Source organism: Paraburkholderia mimosarum LMG 23256 = NBRC 106338, assembly GCF_000739815.1.
Classification (GTDB): Bacteria; Pseudomonadota; Gammaproteobacteria; order Burkholderiales; family Burkholderiaceae; genus Paraburkholderia; species Paraburkholderia mimosarum.
In genome coordinates this window covers 1-25,581 of sequence record NZ_BBJJ01000071.1, presented here as the reverse complement: position 1 = coordinate 25,581, position 25,581 = coordinate 1, and the positions used below count along the sequence as shown (strand labels likewise).

General features: G+C 62.9%; 18 protein-coding genes. 16 read left to right on the top strand and 2 right to left on the bottom strand.

Annotation, left to right across the window (positions count from 1 at the left end):
* Positions 1 to 4: 4 nt before the first annotated feature.
* The 3 genes from hydA (at position 5) to BMI01S_RS30430 (ending at position 10,177) form a co-directional block, all read left to right on the top strand.
* Positions 5 to 1,462, top strand: a complete 1,458-nt coding sequence (gene hydA, locus BMI01S_RS30440; RefSeq protein WP_028213497.1) for a dihydropyrimidinase — start codon at positions 5 to 7, stop codon at positions 1,460 to 1,462.
* A gap of 592 nt (positions 1,463 to 2,054) precedes the next feature.
* Positions 2,055 to 8,009 carry a HAMP domain-containing protein gene (locus BMI01S_RS30435; protein ID WP_244145400.1) on the top strand — a complete coding sequence of 1,985 codons (5,955 nt, stop codon included), beginning with the start codon at positions 2,055 to 2,057 and terminating at the stop codon, positions 8,007 to 8,009.
* Positions 8,010 to 8,017: 8 nt separating this feature from the next.
* Positions 8,018 to 10,177, top strand: a complete 2,160-nt coding sequence (locus BMI01S_RS30430; RefSeq protein ID WP_028232291.1) for an ATP-binding response regulator — start codon at positions 8,018 to 8,020, stop codon at positions 10,175 to 10,177.
* 232 nt (positions 10,178 to 10,409) lie between these two features.
* Here the strand turns inward: BMI01S_RS30430 and BMI01S_RS30425 are convergent, their stop codons facing one another.
* On the bottom strand, positions 10,410 to 11,021 hold the full coding sequence (locus tag BMI01S_RS30425) for a winged helix DNA-binding protein (RefSeq protein ID WP_238327984.1): 612 nt from the start codon (positions 11,019 to 11,021) through the stop codon (positions 10,410 to 10,412).
* A gap of 44 nt (positions 11,022 to 11,065) precedes the next feature.
* On the opposite strand from BMI01S_RS30425, the gene BMI01S_RS30420 reads away from it, so the two are divergent.
* From BMI01S_RS30420 to BMI01S_RS30400, 5 genes are all read left to right on the top strand, one after another.
* Positions 11,066 to 12,181 carry an LLM class flavin-dependent oxidoreductase gene (locus BMI01S_RS30420; protein WP_028213501.1) on the top strand — a complete coding sequence of 372 codons (1,116 nt, stop codon included), beginning with the start codon at positions 11,066 to 11,068 and terminating at the stop codon, positions 12,179 to 12,181.
* A complete protein-coding gene (locus tag BMI01S_RS30415) occupies positions 12,171 to 12,707 on the top strand; it encodes a flavin reductase family protein (RefSeq protein ID WP_244145399.1) in 537 nt (178 codons plus the stop codon). Before BMI01S_RS30420 ends, BMI01S_RS30415 begins: the two co-directional genes overlap by 11 nt.
* A 184-nt stretch (positions 12,708 to 12,891) precedes the next feature.
* On the top strand, positions 12,892 to 15,081 hold the full coding sequence (locus tag BMI01S_RS30410; protein WP_028213503.1) for a thiamine pyrophosphate-dependent enzyme: 2,190 nt from the start codon (positions 12,892 to 12,894) through the stop codon (positions 15,079 to 15,081).
* Between the two features lie 15 nt (positions 15,082 to 15,096).
* Positions 15,097 to 16,587: an indolepyruvate oxidoreductase subunit beta family protein gene (locus BMI01S_RS30405; RefSeq protein WP_028232289.1), complete on the top strand. Its 1,491-nt coding sequence runs from the start codon at positions 15,097 to 15,099 to the stop codon at positions 16,585 to 16,587.
* 31 nt (positions 16,588 to 16,618) lie between these two features.
* A complete protein-coding gene (locus BMI01S_RS30400; RefSeq protein ID WP_028232288.1) occupies positions 16,619 to 17,050 on the top strand; it encodes an acyl-CoA thioesterase in 432 nt (143 codons plus the stop codon).
* A gap of 16 nt (positions 17,051 to 17,066) precedes the next feature.
* Here BMI01S_RS30400 and BMI01S_RS30395 read toward each other — a convergent pair whose 3' ends face one another.
* On the bottom strand, positions 17,067 to 17,516 hold the full coding sequence (locus BMI01S_RS30395) for a MarR family winged helix-turn-helix transcriptional regulator (protein ID WP_028232287.1): 450 nt from the start codon (positions 17,514 to 17,516) through the stop codon (positions 17,067 to 17,069).
* Between the two features lie 241 nt (positions 17,517 to 17,757).
* Here BMI01S_RS30395 and BMI01S_RS30390 point away from each other — a divergent pair, with 241 nt between their 5' ends.
* From BMI01S_RS30390 to BMI01S_RS30360, 8 genes are all read left to right on the top strand, one after another.
* On the top strand, positions 17,758 to 18,558 hold the full coding sequence (locus tag BMI01S_RS30390) for a cyclase family protein (protein WP_028213507.1): 801 nt from the start codon (positions 17,758 to 17,760) through the stop codon (positions 18,556 to 18,558).
* A 23-nt stretch (positions 18,559 to 18,581) separates the two neighbouring features.
* Positions 18,582 to 18,749: a hypothetical protein gene (locus tag BMI01S_RS41195; protein WP_154671381.1), complete on the top strand. Its 168-nt coding sequence runs from the start codon at positions 18,582 to 18,584 to the stop codon at positions 18,747 to 18,749.
* Between the two features lie 471 nt (positions 18,750 to 19,220).
* Positions 19,221 to 20,864, top strand: a complete 1,644-nt coding sequence (locus BMI01S_RS30385; RefSeq protein ID WP_028232286.1) for a fatty acid--CoA ligase — start codon at positions 19,221 to 19,223, stop codon at positions 20,862 to 20,864.
* A gap of 26 nt (positions 20,865 to 20,890) precedes the next feature.
* Positions 20,891 to 21,355 (top strand): MaoC family dehydratase, encoded by a 465-nt coding sequence (locus BMI01S_RS30380; RefSeq protein ID WP_028232285.1) that lies wholly within the window; start codon positions 20,891 to 20,893, stop codon positions 21,353 to 21,355.
* A gap of 69 nt (positions 21,356 to 21,424) precedes the next feature.
* Positions 21,425 to 23,131, top strand: coding sequence for an alpha/beta fold hydrolase (locus BMI01S_RS30375; RefSeq protein ID WP_028232284.1), 1,707 nt, complete (start codon positions 21,425 to 21,427; stop codon positions 23,129 to 23,131).
* A gap of 64 nt (positions 23,132 to 23,195) precedes the next feature.
* Positions 23,196 to 23,618, top strand: coding sequence for a phasin family protein (locus tag BMI01S_RS30370; protein WP_028232283.1), 423 nt, complete (start codon positions 23,196 to 23,198; stop codon positions 23,616 to 23,618).
* An 88-nt stretch (positions 23,619 to 23,706) separates the two neighbouring features.
* Complete coding sequence (gene phaZ / locus BMI01S_RS30365) at positions 23,707 to 24,552, top strand: poly(3-hydroxyalkanoate) depolymerase (protein ID WP_028232282.1); 846 nt, start codon at positions 23,707 to 23,709, stop codon at positions 24,550 to 24,552.
* A 12-nt stretch (positions 24,553 to 24,564) separates the two neighbouring features.
* Positions 24,565 to 25,581 (top strand): DUF445 domain-containing protein (locus tag BMI01S_RS30360; RefSeq protein ID WP_042291675.1); only part of this gene is annotated, 1,017 nt, incomplete at its 3' end.

Sequence of the window (25,581 nt, the reverse complement as noted above, 5' to 3'; positions counted from 1 at the left end):
CATCATGGCGATCCTGATTCGAGGCGGCACCGTCGTCAATGCGGACAAGAGCTGGCGCGCGGACGTGCTCTGCGAAAACGGCGTGATCGTGGCCCTAGGCGAGAACCTCGACGCGCCCGCAGGCGCGACCGTGGTCGACGCGGGCGGCCAGTACGTGATGCCGGGCGGCATCGACCCGCACACGCACATGGAACTGCCGTTCATGGGTACGACGGCGAGCGACGACTTCTACACGGGCACGGCGGCGGGCCTGGCGGGCGGCACGACGTCGATCATCGACTTCGTGATTCCGAATCCGAAGCAGCCGCTCATGGACGCGTTTCGCGAGTGGCGCGGCTGGGCGGAAAAGGCCGCCGCCGACTACGGTTTTCACGTAGCGGTGACGTGGTGGGACGAAACGGTGCATCGCGACATGGGCCTGCTCGTGAATGAACACGGCGTGTCGAGCTTCAAGCACTTCATGGCGTACAAGAACGCCATCATGGCCGACGACGAAGTTCTCGTGAACAGCTTCGCGCGCTCGCTCGAACTGGGCGCGTTGCCCACCGTGCATGCGGAAAACGGCGAACTCGTGTTCCAGCTGCAACGTCAACTGCTTGCGCGCGGTTTCACCGGGCCCGAGGCGCATCCGCTTTCAAGGCCGCCCGAAGTCGAGGGCGAGGCGGCGAATCGCGCCATTCGCATCGCGCAGGTGCTGGGCGTGCCGGTGTATATCGTGCACGTCTCGGCGAAAGAGGCGCTGGAAGCCATCGCCCGCGCGCGCAGCGAAGGCCAGCGCGTGTTCGGCGAGGTGCTCGCGGGGCATCTGGTGATCGACGAGTCGGTCTATCGCGATCCGGACTGGACGCGCGCCGCAGCCCATGTCATGAGCCCGCCGTTCCGCACGAAGGAGCATCGCGACGCGCTCTGGCGCGGGCTTCAAGGCGGCTTGCTCCACACGACGGCAACCGACCACTGCGTGTTCTGCGCTTCGCAGAAGGCGATGGGCCGCAACGATTTCACAAGGATTCCGAACGGTTGCGGCGGTGTGGAGGATCGCATGGCGGTGCTGTGGGATCAAGGCGTGAACACGGGCCGGCTGACGCCGAACGAATTCGTGCGGGTCACGTCGACCAATGCCGCGCAGATCTTCAATCTGTATCCGCGCAAGGGCACGGTAGCGGCGGGCGCCGACGCCGACCTCGTCGTATGGGATCCGCAGGCCACGCGTACGATCTCGGTGAAGACGCACCACCAGAACGTCGACTTCAACGTCTTCGAAGGCATGACGGTGCGCGGCGTGCCCACGCACACGATCTCGCAGGGCGAACTCGTCTGGGCCGACGGCGACCTGCGTGCGCGGCGCGGCGCCGGGCGTTACCTCGAGCGGCCCGCGAATCCTGGCTACCTGCAGGCGTCCCGGCTTGCGAAAAGCCTCAAGGAGACGCAGCCCGTGCATCGGGAGGGGGACGCGTCGAACTAGCCGCTTTTCCCGCACTGCTCGTCAGACTGACGAATAGCTGCTACGCAGCGGTGTACGGCCGGCCTCAGGCGCCGGGTTCACCGCTGCGTGCCGGTGTCAAACCGGGCTACGCCACGCAGTCTGCCTGCAAGGCCAGGCACCCTACGCAAATACGAGCATCACAGGTGCATAGTCGTACGATCGTCCGCAAAGGCCCTGACCGTCCTGCTCGTGGACGGTGCGCAAACGTGACGCGCCGCATTCCGGGACTGAAGTCCAACACCCATCCATGCTTCCCAAGCTCAGACGCGCCATTCCGCTGATGGAATCACGCGTAGGCCAGCCGCTGAATTTGCCAAAACGAAAGCCTCGGGCACGGCAATTGCGCAACGTTCGGGTTACACCTTGTCCGCCGCAATTCGGTTAGCGTTGCGGTAGCATCAATCGGTTCGACACCCGACGCGCACTCGTGCGCCCCAAGGCTTTGCCAGGCCTTCGTAGGCCAGGAGGTGAAGAAATGGACGTTTTGACGGTTCCTACGAAAGCGGCGGACGCATCGAACCTCGAGCGAATCTCCAGCGCATTGGCTGCGTTCCGACGTGGCGATGCATCCATGCGGCTTCCCGACGACTGGGAAGGCCCGGCACGTGATGCTGCCGCTGAATTCAACCTGCTGGCCGCGCAATGCAGCCGGATGTCCCTCCAGCTTCGCGACGCTTCCAGTGACCTGGCGTCCTACGCCTCCCCCGATCATGTCGGGCAGCGCCTGGCGGTCGACGGCCTCGGCGGCTTCTGGTTCGACCATGCGGCGAATGTCAACGCCATCATCCAGCGCAGCGAACCTGCGGCGCAGTGCGCAAGAACCATCCTCCATGCGCTGAATGCACTGAAAGACGGTGAACGTGCCGGGCTGCCGGCCGACTGGCAGGGCGTTCACGGCCGGCTCGCCCAGGTGTTCAACGAGCTCGTCGACCAGAACGTGCGCATGTCGGAAGAACTCAGCCGTCTGAGCCGCGTCGTCGGCAAGGAAGGGCGACTCAATGAACGTGCCGCATTGCCCGTGGCCCGCGGCTTCTGGCGCGATTCGGTCGATGCGGTCAACTCGCTGATCGGTGATCTCGTTCACCCCACCAGCGAAGTCGCGCGCGTGATCGGCGCCGTGGCCCAGGGCGACCTCTCGAAGAGCATGGCGCTCGAAGCCGATGGCCGCGCATTGCAGGGGGAATTCCTCCGCACGGCACGAACGATCAATACGATGGTGGATCAGCTGGGTACGTTCGCGGCAGAAGTGACACGCGTCGCGCGGGAGGTGGGCACCGAGGGCAAGCTCGGCGGGCAGGCGGACGTCCAGGGTGTCGCGGGAACGTGGAAAGATCTGACCGACTCGGTCAACTTCATGGCGGGCAACCTGACGAGCCAGGTGCGCAATATCGCCGAAGTCACCATGGCGGTGGCCGCAGGCGATCTCTCCAAGAAAATCACGGTCGACGTGAAGGGCGAGATTCTCGAACTGAAGAACACGATCAACACCATGGTCGATCAGCTTCGCTCCTTTGCGTCGGAAGTGACGCGTGTCGCACGCGAAGTCGGCACCGAGGGCAGGCTCGGCGGGCAGGCCGATGTCCAGGGTGTGGCCGGCACCTGGAAAGACCTGACCGACAACGTGAACTTCATGGCGGGCAACCTCACCAGCCAGGTTCGAAACATCGCCGAAGTCACGAAGGCGGTCGCGGCGGGCGACCTCTCGAAGAAAATCACGGTCGATGTGAAGGGCGAAATCCTCGAGTTGAAGAACACCATCAACACCATGGTCGATCAGCTCCGCTCGTTTGCGTCGGAAGTGACGCGTGTCGCGCGCGAGGTCGGCACGGAAGGCAAGCTCGGCGGTCAGGCGGACGTGCAGGGCGTGGCCGGGACATGGAAAGACTTGACGGACTCGGTCAACTCGATGGGCAGCAACCTCACCGCGCAGGTGCGCAACATTGCCGATGTGACGACGGCCGTCGCGGCCGGCGACCTCTCCAAAAAGATCACGGTGGATGTGAAAGGCGAAATCCTGGAACTGAAGAACACCATTAACACCATGGTCGATCAGCTCCGCTCCTTTGCATCGGAAGTGACGCGCGTTGCGCGCGAGGTCGGTACGGAAGGCAAGCTCGGCGGCCAGGCGGACGTGCAGGGCGTGGCCGGGACATGGAAAGACTTGACCGACTCGGTCAACTCGATGGGCAGCAATCTGACCGCGCAGGTCCGCAACATTGCGGAAGTGACCACGGCGGTTGCCGCCGGCGACCTTTCGAAGAAAATCACGGTCGACGTGAAGGGCGAAATCCTCGAACTGAAAAACACCATCAATACGATGGTGGATCAGCTCGGCTCATTCGCTTCCGAAGTCACGCGCGTGGCGCGCGAAGTCGGCACGGACGGCAAGCTCGGCGGCCAGGCCAATGTCCAGGGTGTAGCCGGCACATGGAAAGACTTGACTGACTCCGTAAATTCGATGGGCAGCAATCTCACGGCGCAGGTGCGCAACATCGCGGACGTGACGACGGCTGTGGCGGCCGGTGATCTGTCGAGAAAGATCACCGTTGACGTGAAGGGCGAAATTCTCGAACTGAAAAATACGATCAACACGATGGTGGACCAGCTGCGCTCTTTCGCCTCCGAGGTCACACGCGTCGCCCGTGAGGTCGGTACGGAAGGCAAGCTCGGCGGTCAAGCCGATGTGCAGGGTGTCGCCGGTACGTGGAAGGATCTGACCGACAACGTGAATTTCATGGCGGGCAATCTCACGAGCCAGGTGCGCAACATCGCGGACGTGACCAAGGCGGTGGCGGCCGGCGACCTGTCGAAGAAAATCACCGTGGACGTCAAGGGAGAAATTCTCGAACTGAAGAATACGATCAACACGATGGTCGATCAGCTCGGCTCCTTCGCCTCGGAGGTGACCCGGGTGGCGCGCGAAGTGGGAACGCTCGGCAAACTCGGTGGCCAGGCCGATGTGCAGGGCGTGGCGGGGACCTGGAAGGATCTCACCGACAACGTGAATTTCATGGCAGGCAATCTCACGAGCCAGGTGCGCAATATTGCCGATGTGACCAAGGCCGTGGCGGCGGGCGACCTTTCCAAGAAAATTACGGTCGACGTCAAGGGCGAAATCCTCGAACTGAAAAACACCATCAACACGATGGTGGACCAGTTGCGCTCGTTTGCGTCGGAGGTGACACGCGTCGCCCGCGAGGTCGGCACCGAAGGCAAGCTTGGCGGCCAGGCGGACGTGCAGGACGTTGCGGGGACCTGGAAGGATCTGACCGACAACGTGAACTTCATGGCAGGCAACCTGACGAGCCAGGTGCGCGGCATTGCTCGCGTCGTGACGGCCGTGGCCAACGGCGATCTGGATCGCAAGCTGACCGTCGAAGCAAAGGGCGAAATTGCCGCGCTTGCGGACACGATCAACAGCATGACCGACACCCTCGCGACCTTCGCGGACCAGGTGACCACGGTCGCGCGCGAAGTAGGTGTGGAAGGCAAGCTGGGCGGCCAGGCGAAGGTGCCGGGCGCCTCGGGCACGTGGAAAGGCCTGACCGAGAACGTCAACCAGCTCGCCGCGAACCTGACGACCCAGGTGCGCGCGATTGCCGAAGTCGCGACTGCGGTGACCCAGGGCGATTTGACACGATCGATTACCGTGGAGGCCCGGGGCGAGGTGGCGGCGCTCAAGGACACGATCAACGAGATGATCCGTAACCTGAAGGACACCACGCAGGTCAATACGGAGCAGGACTGGCTCAAGACCAACCTCGCGAAATTCAGCCGGATGCTGCAAGGACAAAAGGATCTCGTGGCGGTCGGCGAATTGATCCTTTCCGAACTCGCGCCCGTGGTGGGTGTGCATCGGGCCGAGTTCTACGTGCTCGATGGCACTTGCGTTCCCCCGTCGCTTCGCCTCACGGCGAGCTATGCGTCCGGCGGCCACGTCACGCACGGCAAGCAGGTCCACCTTGGCGAAGGACTGGTCGGGCAGTGCGCGGTCGAAAGACGCAAGATCCTGCTCGAGCCACCCGCGACGGATCCGTTCCGCATCGTGTCTGGCCTCCTCAGCGTGAAGCCGTATAACGTCCTGGTGCTGCCTGTCGTCTTTGAGGCCAAGCTCAAGGGGGTCATCGAACTGGCGTCGGTCGAGCGGCTCAACCCGACGCATCAGGCTTTTCTCGATCAGCTGACGGAGAGTATCGGCATCGTGATCAACACGATCGAGGCCAACACCCGTACGGAAGATCTGCTCAGGCAATCCCAGACGCTCGCGAACGAGTTGCAGAGCCGGCAGGAAGAGCTTCAGCAGACCAACCAGCAGTTGCAGGAAAAGGCGCACCTTCTCGCCCACCAGAACGAAGAAGTCGAGCGCAAGAATACCGAAGTCGAGCAGGCACGGCAGGCACTCGAAGAGAAGGCACGGCAGCTGGCGCTGACCTCGAAATACAAGTCCGAGTTTCTCGCCAACATGTCGCATGAATTGCGCACGCCTCTCAATAGTCTCCTGATCCTTTCCGACAACCTGTGCAGGAATGCCGACGGCAACCTGTCGCAGAAACAGGTCGATTTCGCCAAAACGATTCATTCGTCCGGGAACGACCTGCTCATGCTCATCAATGACATCCTTGATCTTTCGAAGATCGAGTCGGGTACGGTGGTCGTGGATATCGCGGAGCATCGGATCGAAGATCTCACCGTCTATGTCGAGCGCACGTTCCGTCACGTTGCTGAAGCGCGCAAGGTCGACTTCATGATCCACACGGGCGCACAACTGCCCGCGTCTCTCTTTACCGATCCGAAACGGCTGCAACAGATCCTCAAGAACCTGCTGTCGAACGCGTTCAAATTTACCCACGAAGGGCACGTCACGTTGTCGATCGAAGAGGCCGTCGATGGCTGGAGCCCGGACCACGAAAGCCTGAATCGCGCGCATCAGGTCATCGCGTTTTCGGTGTCGGACACGGGCATCGGCATCTCCGCGGAGAAACAGCAGATTATTTTCGAGGCGTTCCAGCAGGCCGACGGCAGCACGAGCCGCAAATACGGCGGAACGGGGCTGGGGCTAGCCATCAGTCGCGAACTTTCCAAACTGCTGGGCGGGGAGATCAGGCTGGTCAGCTCGCCCAACAAGGGAAGCACGTTCACGTTGTACCTGCCCGCAGGCAGCGACCCGGGCAAAGCCGGGCGCAGGCCGGCCGCACATGACGAATCGCATCGTGCGGTCATCGCTTCGGATCCCGCTGCGCGCCTGCAGGCAAGCACCGATGCGGCCGTGCGCGAACTCGTGACAGCGGCGGTCCAGGAGGCCGGAAAGCCGGGCGACGATGCACAGGACGACCGGAACAACATTACCGTGGGCGATCGCGTGCTGATGATCGTCGAGAACGACCGGGCGTTCGCCGACTTTCTGCTCGACGCGGCGCGTGAAAAAGGCTTCAAGGGGTTGGTCACGCCTTTGGGCTCCGTCGCGCTGACGCTGGCGGATCAGTTCAAGCCCGATGCCGTCACGCTGGATCTCTTCCTGCCGGATATGGAAGGGTGGCGCGTTCTCTCGCGACTGAAGCACGACTTCACGACACGTCACATGCCCATTTGCGTCATCTCCACGGACGAATCGCGCGAGCGCGCGTTCGGTTCCGGAGCGTTTGGCTTTTTGCCAAAGCCCATCCAGTCGCGCGAACAACTCGACGATGCATTGACCCGTCTGATGAAATACGTGACCGTAGAGGCGCGCCGCGTACTTGTCGCGCTTGTGCCGACACCGCAGCGCGAAACGCTTGTCGAGCGTCTGTCGAGCGAGCTAATAGTGGTCGAATTCGCCGATACGGTGCGCGATGTATTGGGTCGCCTGGTTTCGGGCGACATCGATGCGCTGGTCGTGGACGGCGCCGGACTGATCGGGATGTCGCAACAGCCGCTTCACGATGCATTGGCCGCGCGCGCATCGTTCGCACCCCTGCCTATCGTGGCGATCGGGGAGCGCGAAGCGCTGCGGGAGCATCAGTGGCTGCAAGCCGCCGAGCGATATGTCGTCATTCCCGTGTCGAGTGCCGACCGGCTGCTCGACACGACAGTCGCCGCACTCCATGTCGAATCGGCCAGGCTCGGCAAGGAAGCGCAGGAGGAACTCGAAAGCCTGCGCGAAACGGAGCTTGCGCTGCATGGCAAGAAAGTGCTGATTGTCGACGACGACATGCGCAATATCTTCGCGCTTGCGACCGTTGTCGAAGACTACGGCATGCGCCATGTATGGGCGGACAACGGACACGATGCGATCCGTCTTGTCGCGACCGACCCCGCGATCGATGCGGTGCTGATGGACATCATGATGCCCGAGATGGACGGCCTCATGACGATACGCGAACTGCGCAAGCTGCCGGCCGGGCGCTCCCTGCCGATCGTTGCAGTCACCGCGAAGGCCATGAAGGGCGACCGCGAACGCTGTATCGAGGCCGGGGCGTGGGACTACCTGTCAAAGCCCGTCGACCGCGGTGATCTGCTCGCTGTTCTGCACGCGTGGCTGCACGCATAGGAGCGACCATGCAAACGCATTCCCGGGAGGACGGCGACCAGGTCAATATCCTCGTCGTCGACGACGTCCCGGCGCAGCATTTCGTCCTGCGCAGCGTGCTCGAAGAGCTCGGCGAAAACATCGTGACGGTTTCATCCGGGCGTGCTGCCCTCGCGGCGGTTCTCGAGCAGGATTTCGCAGTGATCCTGCTCGACGTCAACATGCCGGACATGGACGGCCTGGAAACCGCCTCGATGATGCGTTCGTATCGGCGAACGGCGCGCACGCCGATCATCTTCATCACCGCATACGTCGACGAGAGCGAAATGTCGCGAGGCTATTCGCTCGGCGCCGTCGATTACATCTCTTCGCCTGTCGTGCCCGAGATCCTGCGGGCGAAGGTGCGCGTATTCGTCGATATGTACCGCATGCGCAATCAGTTGATCGCGCGTGCCGCGGAACGCGAAGCACTGGCGACGGCGGAGTTTCAGCGCGCCGCGGCAGAACAGGCACGGCTCAGGGCGGATTTCCTCGCGCGCGCGAGCCAGGCGCTGACCCGCTCGCTGGAAGTCGACGATACCGTCGCGAACATCGTCGAGTTGCCCGTGCCCGCGCTGGCCGACGCGGCGGTACTCGTTTTGTCGGCGGGAGAGGGGCACGCGCCGCGAACCGTCGCGTGCATCGCGAATTCGGCCTATGCGGACCCCCGCAGCGGCAGTGCCGGCATGCGGCAATACCGGGTTCTGCCTTTGCCGGATCTGGACAAACTCGTGCGCGAGACGCTGTCAACAGGGCAGCCGGCTCACCTCCAGGTCGAAGGGCGGCCAGTCCTGGCATTCATCCAGGACGACAACACCTGTTGCGAGGTATTGCTCGACCTGGACGAGATGACGGCGTATCCGTTGCTGACCGACGCGGCCCAGCCGTCGGTCATCGTGCTCGGTATTCGCCGGTCGAGCGAACGGCTCGACGATGCGTCGGTCACGCATGAATTCGTCAGCCGCGCGGCGATCGCGTTGGAAAACGCCTCGCTTTTTTCCGCAATCCGCGATGGAGACCGGCGCAAGAACGAATTTCTGGCGATGCTCGCCCATGAACTGCGCAACCCGCTCGCGCCCATCGTCAACGCAGTGGCCGTCATGCGAAGCGCAAGACCGACTGACGCGCAGGTGTTGAGCTGGGCCAGCAACCTGATCGGAACCCAGGCGGAACATCTGGTGCGAATCGTTGACGATCTGCTCGACGTTTCGCGGATCGCACGCGGCGTCATCACGCTGCGCACAGAGCCCGTCCTGCTTTCGGCGGTGATCGATCGGGCAATAGAGACAAGCAGACCTAACTATGCCGCGCGATCGCAATCGCTGACGCGTGAAACGTCAGGGACGGACGTTGTCATCGACGGTGACATCGTGCGGCTGTCCCAGGTGTTCGCCAACCTGCTCAACAACGCATCGAAATTTACGCCGCCGGGTGGCCGCGTGCGCATTTCGGCCGAGCATGACGGAACGACGGCCACGATCGTCGTGTCCGATGAGGGCGAGGGCATCGATCCGGCGTTTTTGCCCCATGTGTTCGAGCTTTTCGCCCAGGGGAAGACCTCGCTGGATCGGGCCCAGGGTGGCTTGGGTATCGGGCTCACACTCGTGCGCCACTTGACGGAGATGCACGGCGGGAGCGTGCAGTGCAAGAGCGACGGGCTGGGAAAAGGTAGCCGGTTCACGGTGCGGCTGCCGGCGCGCGCAGTCGAAGATTCGCCTGACAAGCGGCTGAACGTGGTGCCGATTCGACGCAGCCAGGGTCTGCGCATCCTCGTGGTCGACGACATGGCGGCCACGGCGGAAAGCCTCGAAGCCATTCTGCGCATTCACGGGCATCGGGTCCAGCGCGCGTCGGATGGTCCTGCGGCTCTCGTCCTGGCGAAGACTTTCCTGCCGGATGTCGTTCTGCTCGACATCGGTTTGCCAGGCATGACGGGCTTCGATGTGGCGCACCGGCTGCGCACGGACGAGTCGTTGCCGCGAAGCCTCATCATTGCGATCAGTGGCTATAGCCAGCAGGAACACCGGCACCGCGCATCCGACTCCGGAATCGATCATTACCTCGTAAAACCAGCTGATCTCGATACGCTGCTGGGCATCGTGGACGACTACGAGAGGGCGAGGGCACCGGGCGACGGCGCTGCTGCCTGAATCGTTGCGGCGCCTGGCGCACGACTGCCGTCTGCGGCTTCGCGCCGGCGTCCTGACGTGCCTCGCGTTTCACCGGATGGTGTTTTCCCCTAGCCGAAAACGGTTGCGGTGGAAATTCGGCTGCACTACGATCCGATCAAATAGATATTCAATGTAAAACTCTATTCAAAGTCCTGGGTCAGGAGGAGCAGGTCCGACGCGCTTTAACCGTGATCGCAATGAAGGCGCAAGATCAGCGCCGCCGATGGAAGGTTGCGACCTCACGGGTGGCGCTCTCGTATACGCGCTCCATCTGTTCGAGGCAGGCCGTGGCGGCAGCGGCCGCGGACTGGATGCCCGCTGTCGCCTCGGCCATCTTGAGCAGCACGGTGCGGCGTAGCGCAGCGTAGTCTTCGCACACGCGCGCACCTTCCGGCGTTGCTGAGTAGTACACACCAGTGCGTGCCGTGCCGGTTTTTTCGACGAGGCCCGCCTTGATCAGCTTGCGTAGTTCGTACTGCATATTAGCGACGTCTTGCCGGTTGGTCAGGTGGAGCAGATCGCGAATGGTCTTGGGCCGTTCATGCATGTAGATGACGTGCATCAGCGCGTTTTCCTGCCCGCTCAGCGCGGCACCCGTGACAGCGGCCAGGCATTCGGACTGCCAGCGCGAAAACGACTGATCGACCCGCATGACGGCGTATTCGAGGTCGGTGATCTCGACACTGAAGTCGTCCATCGCAAGGTGCCAGCGATGTTCGGCAGTAGCGGTTTTTTTAGGGGTTCTGCGTGATTTTTCGGTCATTGCGGAATCGCGCGGTTGCGGCCGGTGCCGTCGACTGGGTTGGGAAGGCAGGGCCGCCACGAGGCAGCCCACCGTATAGATAATTTTACTGCGACAGGATCGATATGAGACGAATTCTGAACACCAGGGATTTCATTCTCGGCACATTCGCGACCAATTGCTCGGGCGGGATGTCGGTGACGAAGATCGGTGAGCGCTGGGATAACTCCTGGGAGAACAACGAAAAGCTCGCGGTAATGCTCGACGAAGCCGGCATCGATTTCATGCTGCCCATCGCGCGCTGGATCGGCTACGGCGGCGAGACGGACTTCCACGGCTCGGTGCTGGAAACGATGACGTGGGCGGCCGGCCTGCTCGCCAAGACGCGCAACCTCACGGTCTTCGCGACCATCCACACGGCGGCCAACCATCCGGTGGTCGTGGCCAAGCAGATCGCCACGCTGGACCAGATCGGCGCGGGCCGCGCCGGCCTGAATATCGTGGCGGGCTGGAACCGCCCCGAATACGAGGCGCTCGGGCTGCCGCTCGCGGCGGGCCACGACAAGCGCTATGCCTATGCACAGGAGTGGTTCGACGTCGTGCAGGAGATCTGGACCCACGAAGGTCCGTTCAACTGGGAAGGCGAGAATTTCCAGCTGAAGAACATCTATGGCCTGCCGCGTCCGTGGAACGGCGAACGTCCTCCGATTCTGAACGCGGCGGGCTCGGGCGAAGGACGCGACTTCGCGATCGGCAATGCGAACTTCTTGTTTACGCCGGCGATCGACCTCGAGCGTTCGCGCAAGGAGGTCGCCGAGCTCAAGCAGAAAGCCGTCGCCGCGAACAAGACGGTGAACGTGCTGACGTTCTCGCACGTGGTCTGCCGCCCGACCGAAGAGCAGGCGCGCCAGTATCTCCAGTACTTCGCCCAGGACAACGCAGACTGGGGCGCCGTCGACAACCTCGTCGCGCTGCAGTTTGCGAATGCGCACTCGTTCCCGCATGACCTGCTCGCGCTGATCCGCGACCGCATGGCGGCCGGGCACGGCGGCTTCCCGCTCGTCGGGACGCCCCAACAGGTCGCAGCGGGACTGATCTCGCTCGCGGAAGCCGGATTCAAAGGCACGACGCTGTCGTTCGTGGACTACGTGAAGGAGTTCCCGTACTTCCGCGACACGGTGCTGCCCATTCTGGAGGCACACGGGCTGCGCAGCCCGCGTGAGACGCGCCGTGCGGCCTGAACGCGTGGACGCCACCGCGCCGCTCTCCGGGCGCTTCGTGCAGGCGATGCGCGGGTTTGCCGGCGCGGTTTGCGTCGTGACGGTCGCGGACGGCGACGAGCGTAGCGGCTTCACGGCGACCTCGGTCTCTTCGTTTTCGGCCGAGCCGCCCATGGTGGTCGCGTCGCTCAAGGCGACGAGTTCGTCGGCGGGATTGCTGGCGCGCACGCGACGTTTCGGCGTCAACCTGCTGCGCGTCGAGCATCGCGCGATCGCTGAGCGATTCACGGGTTTTCGCGGCGAGCAGGGTGGCGCGCGTTACGGCGACGACGAATGGGTGCGGATGACGCCCGACGGTGCGCCGCTACTCGCCGACAGCGTCGTCGCCATGGACTGCGAGGTCGAGGAACTACTCGTGCGCCACGGGCATATCCTCATCATCGGCCGCGTGCGTGCGCTCGCGCGCGACGAGTCGGCGCCACGCCCGCTCGTCTACTGGCAAGGGCAATACACGGCGCTTGCGGGGCCGCTGGCAGCAGCACGCTGAGGATTGGGGCAGCAACGGCAACGCGGGCGCTGCACGTCCCGCGTTGCCGCGCGTGGGCTGATCATGTTGGCCTGCGCTGCAGGGTTAACTATGATTATGGAAATATTGATTCTTCAACTAAAATAGCCTTGCGTATAACGGCGACGCGTCGTGCGCCATAGAAAGGCTATATAGGGGGACGGTCATGGCTGAACGGTCGTTTGTCGAGGAAGTAAAGAAGCTGCGCCTCGGCGCAGGCGAGGTATTCAGCGGCGAGGGCATACTCGCCGTGACGAAGGCGCTGCTGGAGTCGGGCGTGGCCTATGTGGCCGGCTATCAGGGCTCGCCGATCTCGCACCTCATGGACGTGCTCGCCGACGCCCAGGACATCCTCGGCGACCACGGCATCCGCTTCGAAAACAGCGCGAGCGAAGCGACGGCAGCGGCTTCGCTGGCTGCGTCGGTCAACTATCCGCTGCGCGGCGCGGTCACGTTCAAGGCGACGGTGGGCACCAACGTCGCATCGGACGCGCTGGCCAATCTTGCTTCCGGCGGCGTGATGGGCGGCGCGCTGATCATCGTGGGCGAGGACTATGGCGAAGGCTCGTCGATCATGCAGGAGCGCAGTCACGCCTTCGCCATGAAGTCGCAGATCTGGTTGCTCGACCCGCGCCCCAATCTGACCTGCATCGTGAAGGCCGTGAAAGACGGCTTCGACCTGTCCGAAGCGAGCAACACACCGGTCATGCTGCAACTGCGCATTCGCGCCTGTCACGTTCACGGCCAGTTCATTGCTTCGGATAACAAACGGTCTGCGTTCACGATCAAGGACGCACTCGAAAATCCGGCACGCGACGTCAACCGCATCGTACTGCCGCCCGCGAGCTTTCTGCACGAGCGCGAAAAGATTCACCAGCGGTGGCCGGCGGCCGTCGAATTCATCGAGTCGCGCGGGCTCAATGAATGCTTCGCCGGCGAGACACACGACATCGGCATTGCCGTGCAGGGCGGAAGCTACAACACCGTGATGCGTGCACTCGAACGCCTGGGTCTTGCCGACGTCTACGGCGAATCGAAGATTCCGCTCTACGTCATGAACGTGGCGTACCCGCTCATCGATTCCGAATGGGAGCGCTTTTGCGCGGACAAACGCGCGGTGCTCGTGATCGAAGAAGGTCAGCCGAATTTCGTCGAACAGAACGCAGGCGCCATTCTTCGCCAGCGCGGCGTGGCGGTCGCGCTGCACGGCAAGGATGTGCTGCCGCTCGCGGGCGAGTACAGCACTGCGACCGTGATGAAGGGCCTGCGTGCATTCTTCGAGCAATACGGTGTACTCGAACGACAACCCGCGCCTCGCAAGGTGATTCCCGTGCTGGCATTGCCAGCATCGCCAGGCACGCCCGAAGCAGCGCAGCCAACCGCGGATGCCTTGCCCGCGCTCGATGAAAACGTGCACGCGCGGCCGCCCGGGTTTTGCACCGGCTGTCCCGAGCGGCCGATCTTCACGGCGATGAAGTTGCTGGAGCGAGAGATCGGGCCGCATCACGTGAGCGCCGACATCGGCTGCCATCTGTTCTCGATCCTGCCGCCGTTCAACCTCGGCGCGACGACGATGGGCTACGGCCTCGGCAGCGCGAGCGCGGCGGCACTGAACGCACCCGCGGCCAGGCGGGCGATCTCGGTCATGGGCGACGGCGGATTCTGGCACAACGGTCTCACGAGCGGCATCGCCAATGCCGTGTTCAACAAGAGCGACAATCTCACGGTGGTGGTCGACAACAGCTACACGTCGGCGACCGGCGGTCAGGACATCCTTTCCTCGACGGCACTCAATCCGACGCGCAGCACCGGCCACGAGATCGAAGAGGCCGTCCGTGGCGTTGGCGTGAAGTGGGTCAGGACAGTGCGGCGCACCTACGACCTGAAAGCCATGAAGGCCACGCTCAAGGAGGCGCTGACGACAGCGACGAAAGGTCCAAAGGTGCTGATCGCGCAGAGCGAATGCATGTTGAACAAGCAGCGGCGCGAGAAGCCGAAGCAGCGCAAGGCGATCGCGGCCGGCGAGCGGGTGGTGCGCGAGCGCTTCGGCGTCGATTCGGATACCTGCACGGGCGATCATTCGTGCATTCGGCTCTCGGGTTGCCCGTCGCTATCGATCAAAGCCAACCCCGACCCGCTGCGCACCGACCCCGTGGCGACCGTGCTCGACAGCTGTGTGGGCTGTGGCTTGTGCGGCGAAGTCTCGCACGCGGCGGTCCTGTGTCCGTCGTTCTATCGCGCGCAGATCATCAGCAATCCTTCACGAACGGACAAGCTGCGCCAGCGCGTGCGCGACATGGTAATCGGCTGGCTGCAGCGCCGCGGGGCACAGCGCCGCGCGCGCTACGCATTCTGAACCGGGAAATACACGATGAAGTCTCAACCGATCAAGATCGCGATCCTCGCCATGGGCGGCGAGGGGGGCGGCGTACTGGCCGACTGGATCGTCGACCTTGGTGAACATAACGGCTACCACGCCCAGACCACCTCGGTTCCCGGCGTGGCGCAGCGCACCGGGGCGACGATTTACTACGTCGAACTGTTTCCTCGCGATTCAGGCGAAGACCGTGCCCCCGTGCTTGCACTGATGCCGTTGCCGGGCGACGTGGATGTGGTGCTCGCCTCCGAGTTGATGGAAGCGGGGCGCGCGGTGCAACGCGGTCTCGTGACGCCGGAGCGCACGACGCTCATCTCGTCCACGCATCGCATCTATTCGATCGCCGAAAAAACGGCACTGGGCGACGGCCGCGTGGACAGCGAAACACTCATCGCGCACGCCAGCGCTGCCGCGAAGCGCTACGTGCGCTTCGACATGGCCGAGGCCGCGCACGCGAGCGGCAGCGTGATCAGCGCGGTGCTGTTCGGTGCCCTCGCCGGCACGGGCGTGCTGCCGTTCAGCCGCAGCCAGTTCGAGGAGACGATCGCGCGCGGCGGCGTGGGCGTCAAGCCGAGCCTGCGCGCGTTTGACCTTGCATTCGATCGCGCAGGCGACGAAGCCCTGCCCGAAGCGACGAGCGCGGCGAACGACCTGCAACCCGCGCCGCGCGATGCTGCGGTGAGGCGGCTCGTCGAGCGCGTGCGCGAGGAATTTCCGATCGACGTTCAGGCGATCGTGCTCGACGGCGTGCGCCGCCTGATCGACTATCAGGACCTCGCTTACGCGAGCCAGTATCTGGACCGGCTTTCAGGGCTGCGCGCGGCACTGCCTGCCGCAGACGACACGCTGTTGCGCGAATGCGCGCGCCACCTCGCGCTCTGGATGTCGTACGAAGACACGATACGCGTCGCTGACCTGAAAACGCGCGGCACGCGCTTCGAGCGCGTGCGCAGCGAAGTGCAGGCGCAGACCAACCAGTTATTGGCGATCAACGAGTTCATGCATCCGCGTGTCGAGGAAATCTGCGAGACGCTGCCTGCCGGTCTCGGCCGCTGGCTCGCACGGCCGCATTGGGTTCATCGTCTCGTGCGCCGGTGCACGCAGTCGGGACGCGTCGTCAAGACCAGCTCGCTGCGCGGCTACCTGATGCTGTATGCCGTCGCAAGCCTGCGCCCCATGCGCCGCCGCACACTGCGCTATGCGATGGAGAATGCGCGCGTGGAAGCGTGGTTGGCCCAAATCGTCGAGTCCGCAAAACACAATCCCGCGCTCGCCACCGAAGTCGCGCGGTGCCAGCGGCTCGTGAAGGGCTATAGCGATACGCACGCGCGCGGCCTGAAGAACTACCAGACGCTGATGGCGGCGGTGCGCCAGGCCGGCGCTCGGCTCGCGCCCGCCACATTGCGCGAGCTGCGCGATGCGGCGCTAGCCGACGAACACGGTTACAAGTTGAACGCGGCGCTCATGCGTCACGCGCTGGTTTGAGCGGGCTGCGAGCATGGACCGAGCAAAAGACATGACCCAACATACATTCGAGCGCGAACACAAGATTCATTTTTCGGAGTGTGATCCCGCCGGAATCGTGTTTTATCCGCAGTATTTCGTGCTTTTCAACGATCTGATCGAATCCTGGATCGACGCGCTCTTGCCTGAAGGCTATCACGGGCTGATCGGCGCACGCCGGGTGGGCATGCCGACCGTGCATCTGGAGGTGGATTTCAAGGCAATCAGCAAAATGGGCGAAGCGGTACGGCTTTCGCTCGACGTCGAGCGTCTTGGGCAGAAGTCGCTCACGCTCGCGTGGGCGTGCACGGGTGAGGACGGCGTGGTGCGCATGGCAGCACGCCAGACCATCGTAACGACTTCGCTCGATGCGCACCAATCGATCGCGATTCCAGAGGACCTGCGCACGGTGATCGAGGGCGCGGTGGCAGCCGCCCGAAGGTGAACGCGCGGTGTCCGGATCAGGCCGGCGGCCGATGCAGATCGAGCAGCAGACGCAAAGTGGTCTTGAGTTCTTCCGCTTTCGCCTTGCCGAGTGGCGCGAGCACGCGCTCTTCGTGCGCTCGCGCCTCCTTGATGAGTCCGGAAACGAGCTTCTGACCTTGTGGCGTGATGCGTACGAGCGTGACGCGGCGGTCCGTTTCGTGCGGGATGCGCTTCACGTAGCCCTGCGCTTCCATGCGGTCGAGCAGGCGCGTGACGGTGGGCTGCTTGGTCACGGAGATCTGTGCGAGTTGGCCAATGCTGATCGCCTTGCCTTCCGAAAGTGTGGATAGCACACGCCAGTCGGACACCTCGAAGCCGGCTGCCTGGACGATCACGTGAAACTCGCCGGAGATCAGTTGACTGACCTGCGCGAGCAGCGCAGGCGTGTAGTTATCGACAAAACCGCTAGCGGGAGAATGACTCATACGTGGAAAACGCCTGCAATCGATAAGGGCTGCAATCAGGGCTGCGGCCGTTGAAACGCAAACATACCACGCGCATCTATGCGCTCCTTCAAAGGCACAGGTAAAAAGGGGTTAACCATGATTATGAATTGGTTTATGCCTAAACATAATTAGACGCAAACGACAACCCGACAGCCGGCGACACGGGCTACGCCGAAACACGGCGCATTCATTGACGATTGAACGAAAAACGGAGCACAACATGACGAGCAGTCTGGAACAACTGGTGATCGATATGGCGAGCGGTCGCGTGCGCGTTGTGGACCTGACGCAAACCCTGTCGCCGGAATTCCCGGCCCTGCAATTGCCGCCGCAGTTCGGCCAGGTCTGGGCGTTCAAGATGGAGAGGATCAGTCAGTACGACGAACGTGGTCCGGGCTGGTACTGGAACAATTTTTCGTGCGGCGAACATACGGGCACTCACTTCGATGCGCCCGTGCACTGGGTGACCGGCAAAGACCATGCGCAGAACGCCGTGGACACCATCGACGTGAAGAACTTCGTTGCGCCGGCTGTCGTGATCGACGCCAGCGCGGAAGTCTCTGCGAATCCTGATTGGCTTCTGACTGTCGCATTTCTCGAGGCGTGGGAAACGAAGCACGGCCGCATCCCGGCTGGGGCATGGGTGCTGCTTCGTTCGGACTGGTCGAAGCGCAACGATCCCGCTGCGTTCCTCAACCTGCAAGAGGACGGCGCACACACGCCGGGTCCGACGCAGGAAGCGGTGGAGTGGCTCATACACGAGCGCAGCGTGCACGGTTTCGGCGTGGAGACGATCAATACCGACGCGGGCCAGTCCTACGCCTGGCCCGTGCCGTATCCGTGCCATACGTTGATGCACGGCTCCAACCGCTATGGCTTGCAGTGTCTGAAGAATCTGGACCAGTTGCCGGCCACGGGGGCGGTCATCGTGGCCGCGCCGCTGAAAATCAAGGGCGGATCTGGCAGCCCATTGCGTGTTCTCGCGCTCGTGCAGGACCAGGCGGCGGTGTTCGCTCCGTGACGTGACGACGGGGCGCACACCAGATGAATGCCGTGGCGCAGTACAGCCGCTCCAAACGCACGATGGTCTACGCGGAAACCTCCAGGCAGATCGCGAACGAGGGAGCGAATGCCGCCATCTGCGGCACGTTCGGTCCGTCGAGCAGCAATCATCAGTTTGTAGGGCGCGTCGGCATCCAGACGAAATTCTGATCGGTCAGCGGCCTCGGCGTGGGGTCGATGCAACGGCAGTGCGACGAGGCGATTGCTGCGTGCAGGTCCAAGGTATTGGCCCGCGTTTCGATCGTCTCTGCAGGTCATCAGCAGATTGCGGCATACCAGGCCCGAATGCGATCGACAGGCAGTTAATCGGGACCAGAGTGCCGAATGACGCGTCGTGTACGTACGCGATGCCTGGAGCGCCAAAGCGCCGCGGCCACGCTGCGCCTTTGCTCCTCGTGCAGGTTTTCTCGTCAACCACGCCATCCCGCATGAATGTAGGGACAGGGCGGCCACCCCCGTAACTTGTGGGAGCCACTGCCGGCCCGCCCGCCGCGCTCCCCCGTTCGGGGGATGGCTCGGACCCCTGGTCGTACCGAAGATGGACTCATCGCGATGCCACGGTCACTGCGCTGTCTGACCTGTGCAAGCCCGCGATCCATACCGGGACACGAGGAGACTCCGATGCAGGAAGACGTGCAGGAAGCGGCAACTCCGGCCTACGCTTACCCGCTGCTGGTCAAGCAACTGTTGCATACCCCATTCGTTCAGGCGCCGGATCAGGAAATCGTTTATCGCGGGCAACTGCGAATGACGTATTCCACGCTTCGTGAACGCATCGCACGCCTCGCCAACGGCCTGGAGAAACTCGGTGTACGGCACGGCAACACGGTCGCGGTGATGGATTGGGACAGTCATCGCTACCTGGAATGTTATTTCGCTATCCCGATGATGGGTGCCGTCTTGCAGACGGTCAACGTGCGTCTCTCGCCGGACGAGATCGCCTACACGATCAATCACGCTGGCGCGGAAGTCCTGCTCGTGCACCCCGATTTTCTGCCCGTCGTCGACTCCATCAAAGAGAAGCTCGAAACCGTGCGCACGTTCGTCTACATCGACGAGCCGGGCAGCGATGCCGCTGCACATTCGATCGCATTTTCCACAGAGTACGAAGCGATGCTGGCGGAGCACGCCGCGCACTACGCATTTCCCGACTTCGACGAGAACACCCGCGCCACGACGTTCTACACGACGGGCACCACGGGCCTGCCAAAGGGCGTCTACTTCTCGCATCGTCAACTCGTGCTGCACACGCTCACGGTCATGGCAGCGCTGACGAGCCCCGTGTCGGGCCAGCGCTTTCACCGTGGCGACGTCTATATGCCGCTCACACCGATGTTCCATGTCCATGCGTGGGGCATGCCCTATATCGCGACGGTGCTTGGCGTCAAGCAAGTCTATCCGGGCCGCTACCACCCGGATCAACTGGTGAAGTTGGTACAGGACGAGGGTGTTACGTTTTCGCATTGCGTGGGCACGATTCTCCATATGCTGCTCAATTGCGCGCAAGCGGACTCGGCGGACTTCAGCAAGTGGAAGGTCGTGATCGGCGGCGGAGCACTGCCGCGCGGCCTCGCACGCCACGCCCTCGCGCGCGGCATCGATATTTTCGCCGGCTACGGCATGTCGGAAACGTGCCCCGTGCTCAGCCTCGCCCAACTACCCGTGGGCGCCGAAACGCTCGAGCCCGATGAGCAGGTGCGCTTGCGCTGCAAGACCGGTTTCCCGGTTCCACTCGTCGATTTGCGCATTGTCGACGATGCAATGGAAGATTTGCCGCGTGACGGCTGCGCCACCGGCGAGATCGTTGCGCGCGCACCCTGGCTGACTCAGGGATACCTGAACAATCCCGATGCCTCGGCGCAGCTTTGGGCCGGCGGCTATCTGCATACCCAGGACATCGCGAATATCGACCCGACCGGCAATCTGCAGATTACGGATCGCATGAAGGACGTGATCAAGTCGGGCGGCGAGTGGGTTTCGTCGCTGGAAATCGAGAGCCTCGTTTCGCTCTATCCGGGCGTCGACGAAGTGGCGGTCATTGGCATCAAGGATGAAAAGTGGGGTGAGCGTCCGGTAGCGCTCGTCGTGCTCAAGGCCGGCGCCGCCGTCAATGCGGGAGACATTCAGCAGCACCTGATGACCTTCAGTCAATCGGGCCGTATTTCGAAATATGCCGTGCCGCAAACCGTCAAGTTCGTCGATGCGCTCCAGAAGACGAGCGTCGGCAAGATCAACAAAAAGTGGTTGCGCGAGCAGTTCGCCTGAGTCGCCTTACCCGTGGAGCAAATGACATGAGCATCGAGAATTATCGCCTCGCCACGATAGAAGAATTCATCGGCCGCGAGCTGGGCGTTTCGGATTGGGTCGTCGTGGACCAGGCGCGCATCGACGCGTTCGCGCGCTGTACGGGCGATTTGCAGTGGATTCACGTGGACACCGAGCGCGCAAAACGCGAGAGCCCATTCGGCGGCACGATCGCGCATGGCTATCTGACGCTTTCGCTGCTCGCGCCGCTTGCAATGGAAATCGGGCTGATTCCGGAGGGCGCGTCTGCCGGTCTGAATTACGGGCTGGACAAGGTGCGCTTCATGACGCCCGTGAAGGCTGGCGCGCGCGTACGCAACCGCGTGACGCTGGTTTCGGTAGAGAAGAAGGGCGGCGGTCGCGTGATCCTCAAGACGATGAACGAACTGCAGATCGAGGGCGAGGAAAAGCCGGCTCTGGTAGCGGATACGCTCGCGATGCTCGTGGCCTGACGCGGCCAAAACGACGGCATAGGGAAAGCGCGAAATGATACACAACGACGTCGATGGAGGAGCGGCAGCATGACGGTAGCTAATGAAAGCGTGGTGAAAAAGGACGACTCGGAAGACCTCGTGCCGTCTGTGGTGAAGGGCATGTGCGGCCTGACTCCATTGATGGGGTTGCGTCCATGGGACATTCTGGCCACGGCGCAGCGGCTCGGTGCGCAGGCTCTGCGGCAGCCCGCGCTCGTGCTGGAGCAGGAAGCGGCGCTCGTGCGCGAACTGATAGCCACGCTCGCGGGCAATGCGCCAAGCGCGCCGCCGCCCGGCGACAAGCGCTTCGCGGATCCCGCGTGGCAGGACAATTCGTTGTACCGCAAGACGCTTCAGGGCTATCTCGCATGGCGCAACGCCCTCGCGGGCTTCGTCGATCGCTCGGCGCTGGACGCGAAAAGCAAGGATCGCGCGCAATTCGTGCTCTCGCTCTTCACAGACGCGCTCTCGCCCACGAACATGCTGCTCGGCAACCCGGCAGCGCTGAAGCATGTCGTCGATTCGGGCGGTTTGAGTCTGGTGGGTGGTTTGAAAAACGCACTGTTCGATATCCTGAAGAATCATGGCATGCCGGCACAGGTTGACAAGAACGCGTTCCAGGTGGGAAAGAATCTGGCCACGTCGCCGGGATCGGTGGTATTTTGCAACGAAGTGCTCGAACTCATCCAGTATGCGCCGGCAACGGAGCAGGTCTACGGCCGCCCGCAACTGATCGTGCCACCGCAGATCAATAAGTACTATGTGTTCGATCTTGCCGAAGGCAAGAGCATCGTCAACCACCTCGTGAAGAGCGAGTTCCAGGTGTTTGCCGTCAGCTGGCGCAATCCGACGGCTGCACAAGCCGACTGGGACATGGACACCTATGTCGCGGCGCTCCTCGAGGCCATCAAGGCGATTCGGGAAATCACCGGTAGCGAGGACGTCAACCTGCACGGCGCATGCTCCGGCGCGATGACGATCGCGGCGCTGCTCGGGCACCTCAAGGCACGCGGTAAAAAGACGGTCAATGCCATCACGCTGATGGTGGCGTTGCTTGACAATACCGCCGATTCGCAGCTCGGGCTGTTCGCCACACCGGAAGCGATTGCGGCAGCGAAACAGGCTAGCCTGGCGCGTGGCGTCCTTGCCGGCGAGGAGATGGGGCGCGTGTTCGCCTGGCTGCGTCCCAACGACCTCGTATGGAACTACTGGGTCAATAATTATTTGCTGGGCAAGGCGCCTCCCGCGTTCGACGTGCTTTACTGGAACAACGACACCACGCGCCTGCCCGCGCGTTTCCATGGCCAGCTACTCGACATCTTCACGGGCAATTTGCTCGGCAAGCGGCATGCGTTCACGGTCCTCGGCACACCGATCGATCTGTCCGAGGTGACATGCGACAAATACGTGGTGGCGGGCGTCACCGATCACATCACGCCGTGGAAGGGTGTGTACAACACGGCGCGCACGTTCGGCGGCGATACGCGCTTCGTGCTCAGTTCGAGCGGACACATCCAGAGCCTCATCAATCCGCCGGGCAATCCCAAGGCGAAGTTCTACCTGAACCCGGAACTGCCCGCCGATCCGGACGAATGGCTCAACAAGGCGCAGGCTGAAAAGGATTCGTGGTGGAACGACTGGCGCGAGTGGATCGCGAGCCGTTCCGGGGAGCGCAAAGCGGCACCCGCATCGCTCGGCAACCGCCGGCACGCGCCGCTCGCCGATGCGCCCGGAACCTACGTCTCCGAAGCGTGACAATTTCCGCTACTTTTTTTAGCGTCACTTCACCAACGTAGTTTGTCACTCTGGAGTCTTAAACATGGAAACGACCCAACCGGCAAATGTTCTCGCTGAATACACGAAGGCAATCACGCACTTCAAACTGCCTGGCATCGATCTCTCCGCCATTCTCGAGTCGGGCCGCAAGGATATCGAAGCGCTCGGCCTCGCCAGCAGCGCCGCGTTGAGCGGCGTGCAGGCGATCGCGCAAAAGCAGGTTGCGATTCTGCAATCGGCGATCTCCGGGCTGCAATCGCTCATCACCAAGCCAGCGGCGCAAGATGCGGCGCCGGCCGCAAATACCGGCGAAGTGGTCCAGCAGGCCGTGAAGAAGTCGCTCGCCGATATTCAGGACCTCGTCGATACCGCTTACCGGGCACAATCGGACAGCGTTGCGGTTGTCACGAAGCGCGTGGCCGAGCACGTCGAGGAGCTGAAGGCGCTCGTGCAGTCGAAGAAATAGAAAGGAAGCGGCAATGAAAAACGCCGATGTTTCCAGCTACGCATCGCGTGGTGAGGCGTCCTGTCGAGAGGTCGACAAGATGAAAGCAATGCCTGGCACTCCGGAGTCAAGCTGCGATTCGGTCAGCGGCATGCAGATACGGACGGTCGATCTGGATGGCCAGGTATTGCGCGTCGGCGTGCGGCACGGCAGCGACGCTTCGCCGCCGCTGCTCATTTTCAACGGCATCGGTGCAAACCTCGAACTCGTGGAGCCGTTCGTCGAGGCGCTCGGCGACGTCGGCGTCGTCATCTTCGATGTCCCTGGCGTCGGCGGCTCGCCCGCGCCGCTCATGCCTTACCGCTTCTCGACGCTCTGCGTGCTGGCGGAGAAGCTACTCAGGCGGCTGGGGCACGACGCGAGCGTCGACGTGCTGGGCGTTTCGTGGGGCGGCGCGCTCGCGCAGCAATTCGCCCACCTGTACCCGCAGCGTTGCCGCAGGCTGATTCTCGCGGCGACCTCGCCCGGTATGATCATGGTGCCGGCGCGGCTCTCGGTGCTCTCGAAGCTGATCGGTGCGCGCCGCTATACCGATCGGGACTACCTGAAGCGAGTGGGTGCGGAGATCTACGGCGGAGTGTACCGCCGTGACCCGGAATTGCTCGACGCGCATAGCCGACATATTCAGGCGCCGCGCGGTCGCGGCTATCTCTATCAACTGCTCGCAGCGTACGGCTGGACGAGCCTGCCGTGGCTCCGCTCTTTGCGTCAGCCGACGCTCGTGATGCACGGAAACGACGACCCCATTGTGCCGCTGGCGAACGCGAAGATTCTGGCGGCTCGAATTCGCAATGCGACGCTTTACGTGATCGACGACGGTCATCTGTTCCTCGTCGCGCGCGCGAAAGAGGTGGCGCCCGTCGTGCGCCGTTTCCTGCGGCAGGATATAGCCTGAACGCCATGAACCATGAGTGAAGGCGAGAATGACCTACTGAGCGTGTCGCAAGCGGCATCGGATGCACGCAAGATACAACGGCTCAAACAGATGCAGCGTATCGCGACCTGCCTGCTCGCAGTCATGGTCGCGGTGCTCCTCGCATGCGTTGCATGGCAGGCGCAGCATCCGTGGCTTGGCTGGGTGCGGGCGTTTGCGGAAGCCGGCACGGTGGGCGCAGTGGCCGACTGGTATGCGGTGGTCGCGCTGTTCCGGCGGCCGTTCGGTTTGCCCATCGCGCACACGGCGATCATTGCCGAGAACCAGGCGCGCATTGCCGAAAGCCTGGGCAGCTTCGTCGAGACCAACTTTCTCACGCCAGAGCTCATCATCGGCAGGCTGATCGAGCATAACGCCGCAGGGGCATTGGGCGTGTGGCTCGCCGAGCCGGTGAACAGCCGCGCGGTCGGCGATGTGGTGGCCGATTCGCTGCCTCGATTGTTCGATGGAATCGACGAGGCAGACGCCGCACGCTTCTTCGAGCACGTGGCGGCGCCGCAGCTGCGAACGCTCGACGTGTCCCGCGCGGCTAGCGAGATTCTCAAGGTGCTGACCGAGGGCGATCATCATCAGCCGCTGCTGGAGCGGGGGCTCGCTGGCTTCGAAGCGTGGCTGTCGACCAACGTGGACCTGATCAAGGCGAAGTTCAGCGAGGCCTCGAAATACACGCCTGCACCGTTCGACGCGTGGATCGTCAGGAAATTCGTTGACGGCATAGTCGCATTGCTGCACGAAGTGGCGGCGAGACCGGACCACGAGCTCAGATACCAGTTCGACAAGGCTGTGCAGGACCTGGCCCTCCAGCTGCGGACATCGGCGGTCTATCGCCGTTTCGGCCACAGACTGACGCGCGAGTGCATCCGGTATTTCCAGCGCGAGGGTTACGCGTATCGCCTGCTGGTCGCGGCGCGTGAGCGCGTGAATGCCGATATCAATGGTAAGGAATCCGTAGTTAGAGGTATGGTGGCGGCCGTGCTGACGGCGCTAGCA

What these genes read in the sequence shown, in the direction of transcription:
- BMI01S_RS30395 (WP_028232287.1), bottom strand. Translation starts at nt 17,516, where the DNA reads ATGAGTCATTCTCCCGCTAGCGGTTTTGTCGATAACTACACGCCTGCG.
- BMI01S_RS30370 (WP_028232283.1), top strand. Translation starts at nt 23,196, where the DNA reads ATGGAAACGACCCAACCGGCAAATGTTCTCGCTGAATACACGAAGGCA.
- BMI01S_RS41195 (WP_154671381.1), top strand. Translation starts at nt 18,582, where the DNA reads ATGAATGCCGTGGCGCAGTACAGCCGCTCCAAACGCACGATGGTCTAC.
- BMI01S_RS30390 (WP_028213507.1), top strand. Translation starts at nt 17,758, where the DNA reads ATGACGAGCAGTCTGGAACAACTGGTGATCGATATGGCGAGCGGTCGC.
- phaZ (WP_028232282.1), top strand. Translation starts at nt 23,707, where the DNA reads ATGCCTGGCACTCCGGAGTCAAGCTGCGATTCGGTCAGCGGCATGCAG.
- BMI01S_RS30435 (WP_244145400.1), top strand. Translation starts at nt 2,055, where the DNA reads ATGCGGCTTCCCGACGACTGGGAAGGCCCGGCACGTGATGCTGCCGCT.
- BMI01S_RS30420 (WP_028213501.1), top strand. Translation starts at nt 11,066, where the DNA reads ATGAGACGAATTCTGAACACCAGGGATTTCATTCTCGGCACATTCGCG.
- BMI01S_RS30375 (WP_028232284.1), top strand. Translation starts at nt 21,425, where the DNA reads ATGACGGTAGCTAATGAAAGCGTGGTGAAAAAGGACGACTCGGAAGAC.
- BMI01S_RS30430 (WP_028232291.1), top strand. Translation starts at nt 8,018, where the DNA reads ATGCAAACGCATTCCCGGGAGGACGGCGACCAGGTCAATATCCTCGTC.
- BMI01S_RS30385 (WP_028232286.1), top strand. Translation starts at nt 19,221, where the DNA reads ATGCAGGAAGACGTGCAGGAAGCGGCAACTCCGGCCTACGCTTACCCG.
- BMI01S_RS30380 (WP_028232285.1), top strand. Translation starts at nt 20,891, where the DNA reads ATGAGCATCGAGAATTATCGCCTCGCCACGATAGAAGAATTCATCGGC.
- BMI01S_RS30400 (WP_028232288.1), top strand. Translation starts at nt 16,619, where the DNA reads ATGACCCAACATACATTCGAGCGCGAACACAAGATTCATTTTTCGGAG.
- hydA (WP_028213497.1), top strand. Translation starts at nt 5, where the DNA reads ATGGCGATCCTGATTCGAGGCGGCACCGTCGTCAATGCGGACAAGAGC.
- BMI01S_RS30405 (WP_028232289.1), top strand. Translation starts at nt 15,097, where the DNA reads ATGAAGTCTCAACCGATCAAGATCGCGATCCTCGCCATGGGCGGCGAG.
- BMI01S_RS30410 (WP_028213503.1), top strand. Translation starts at nt 12,892, where the DNA reads ATGGCTGAACGGTCGTTTGTCGAGGAAGTAAAGAAGCTGCGCCTCGGC.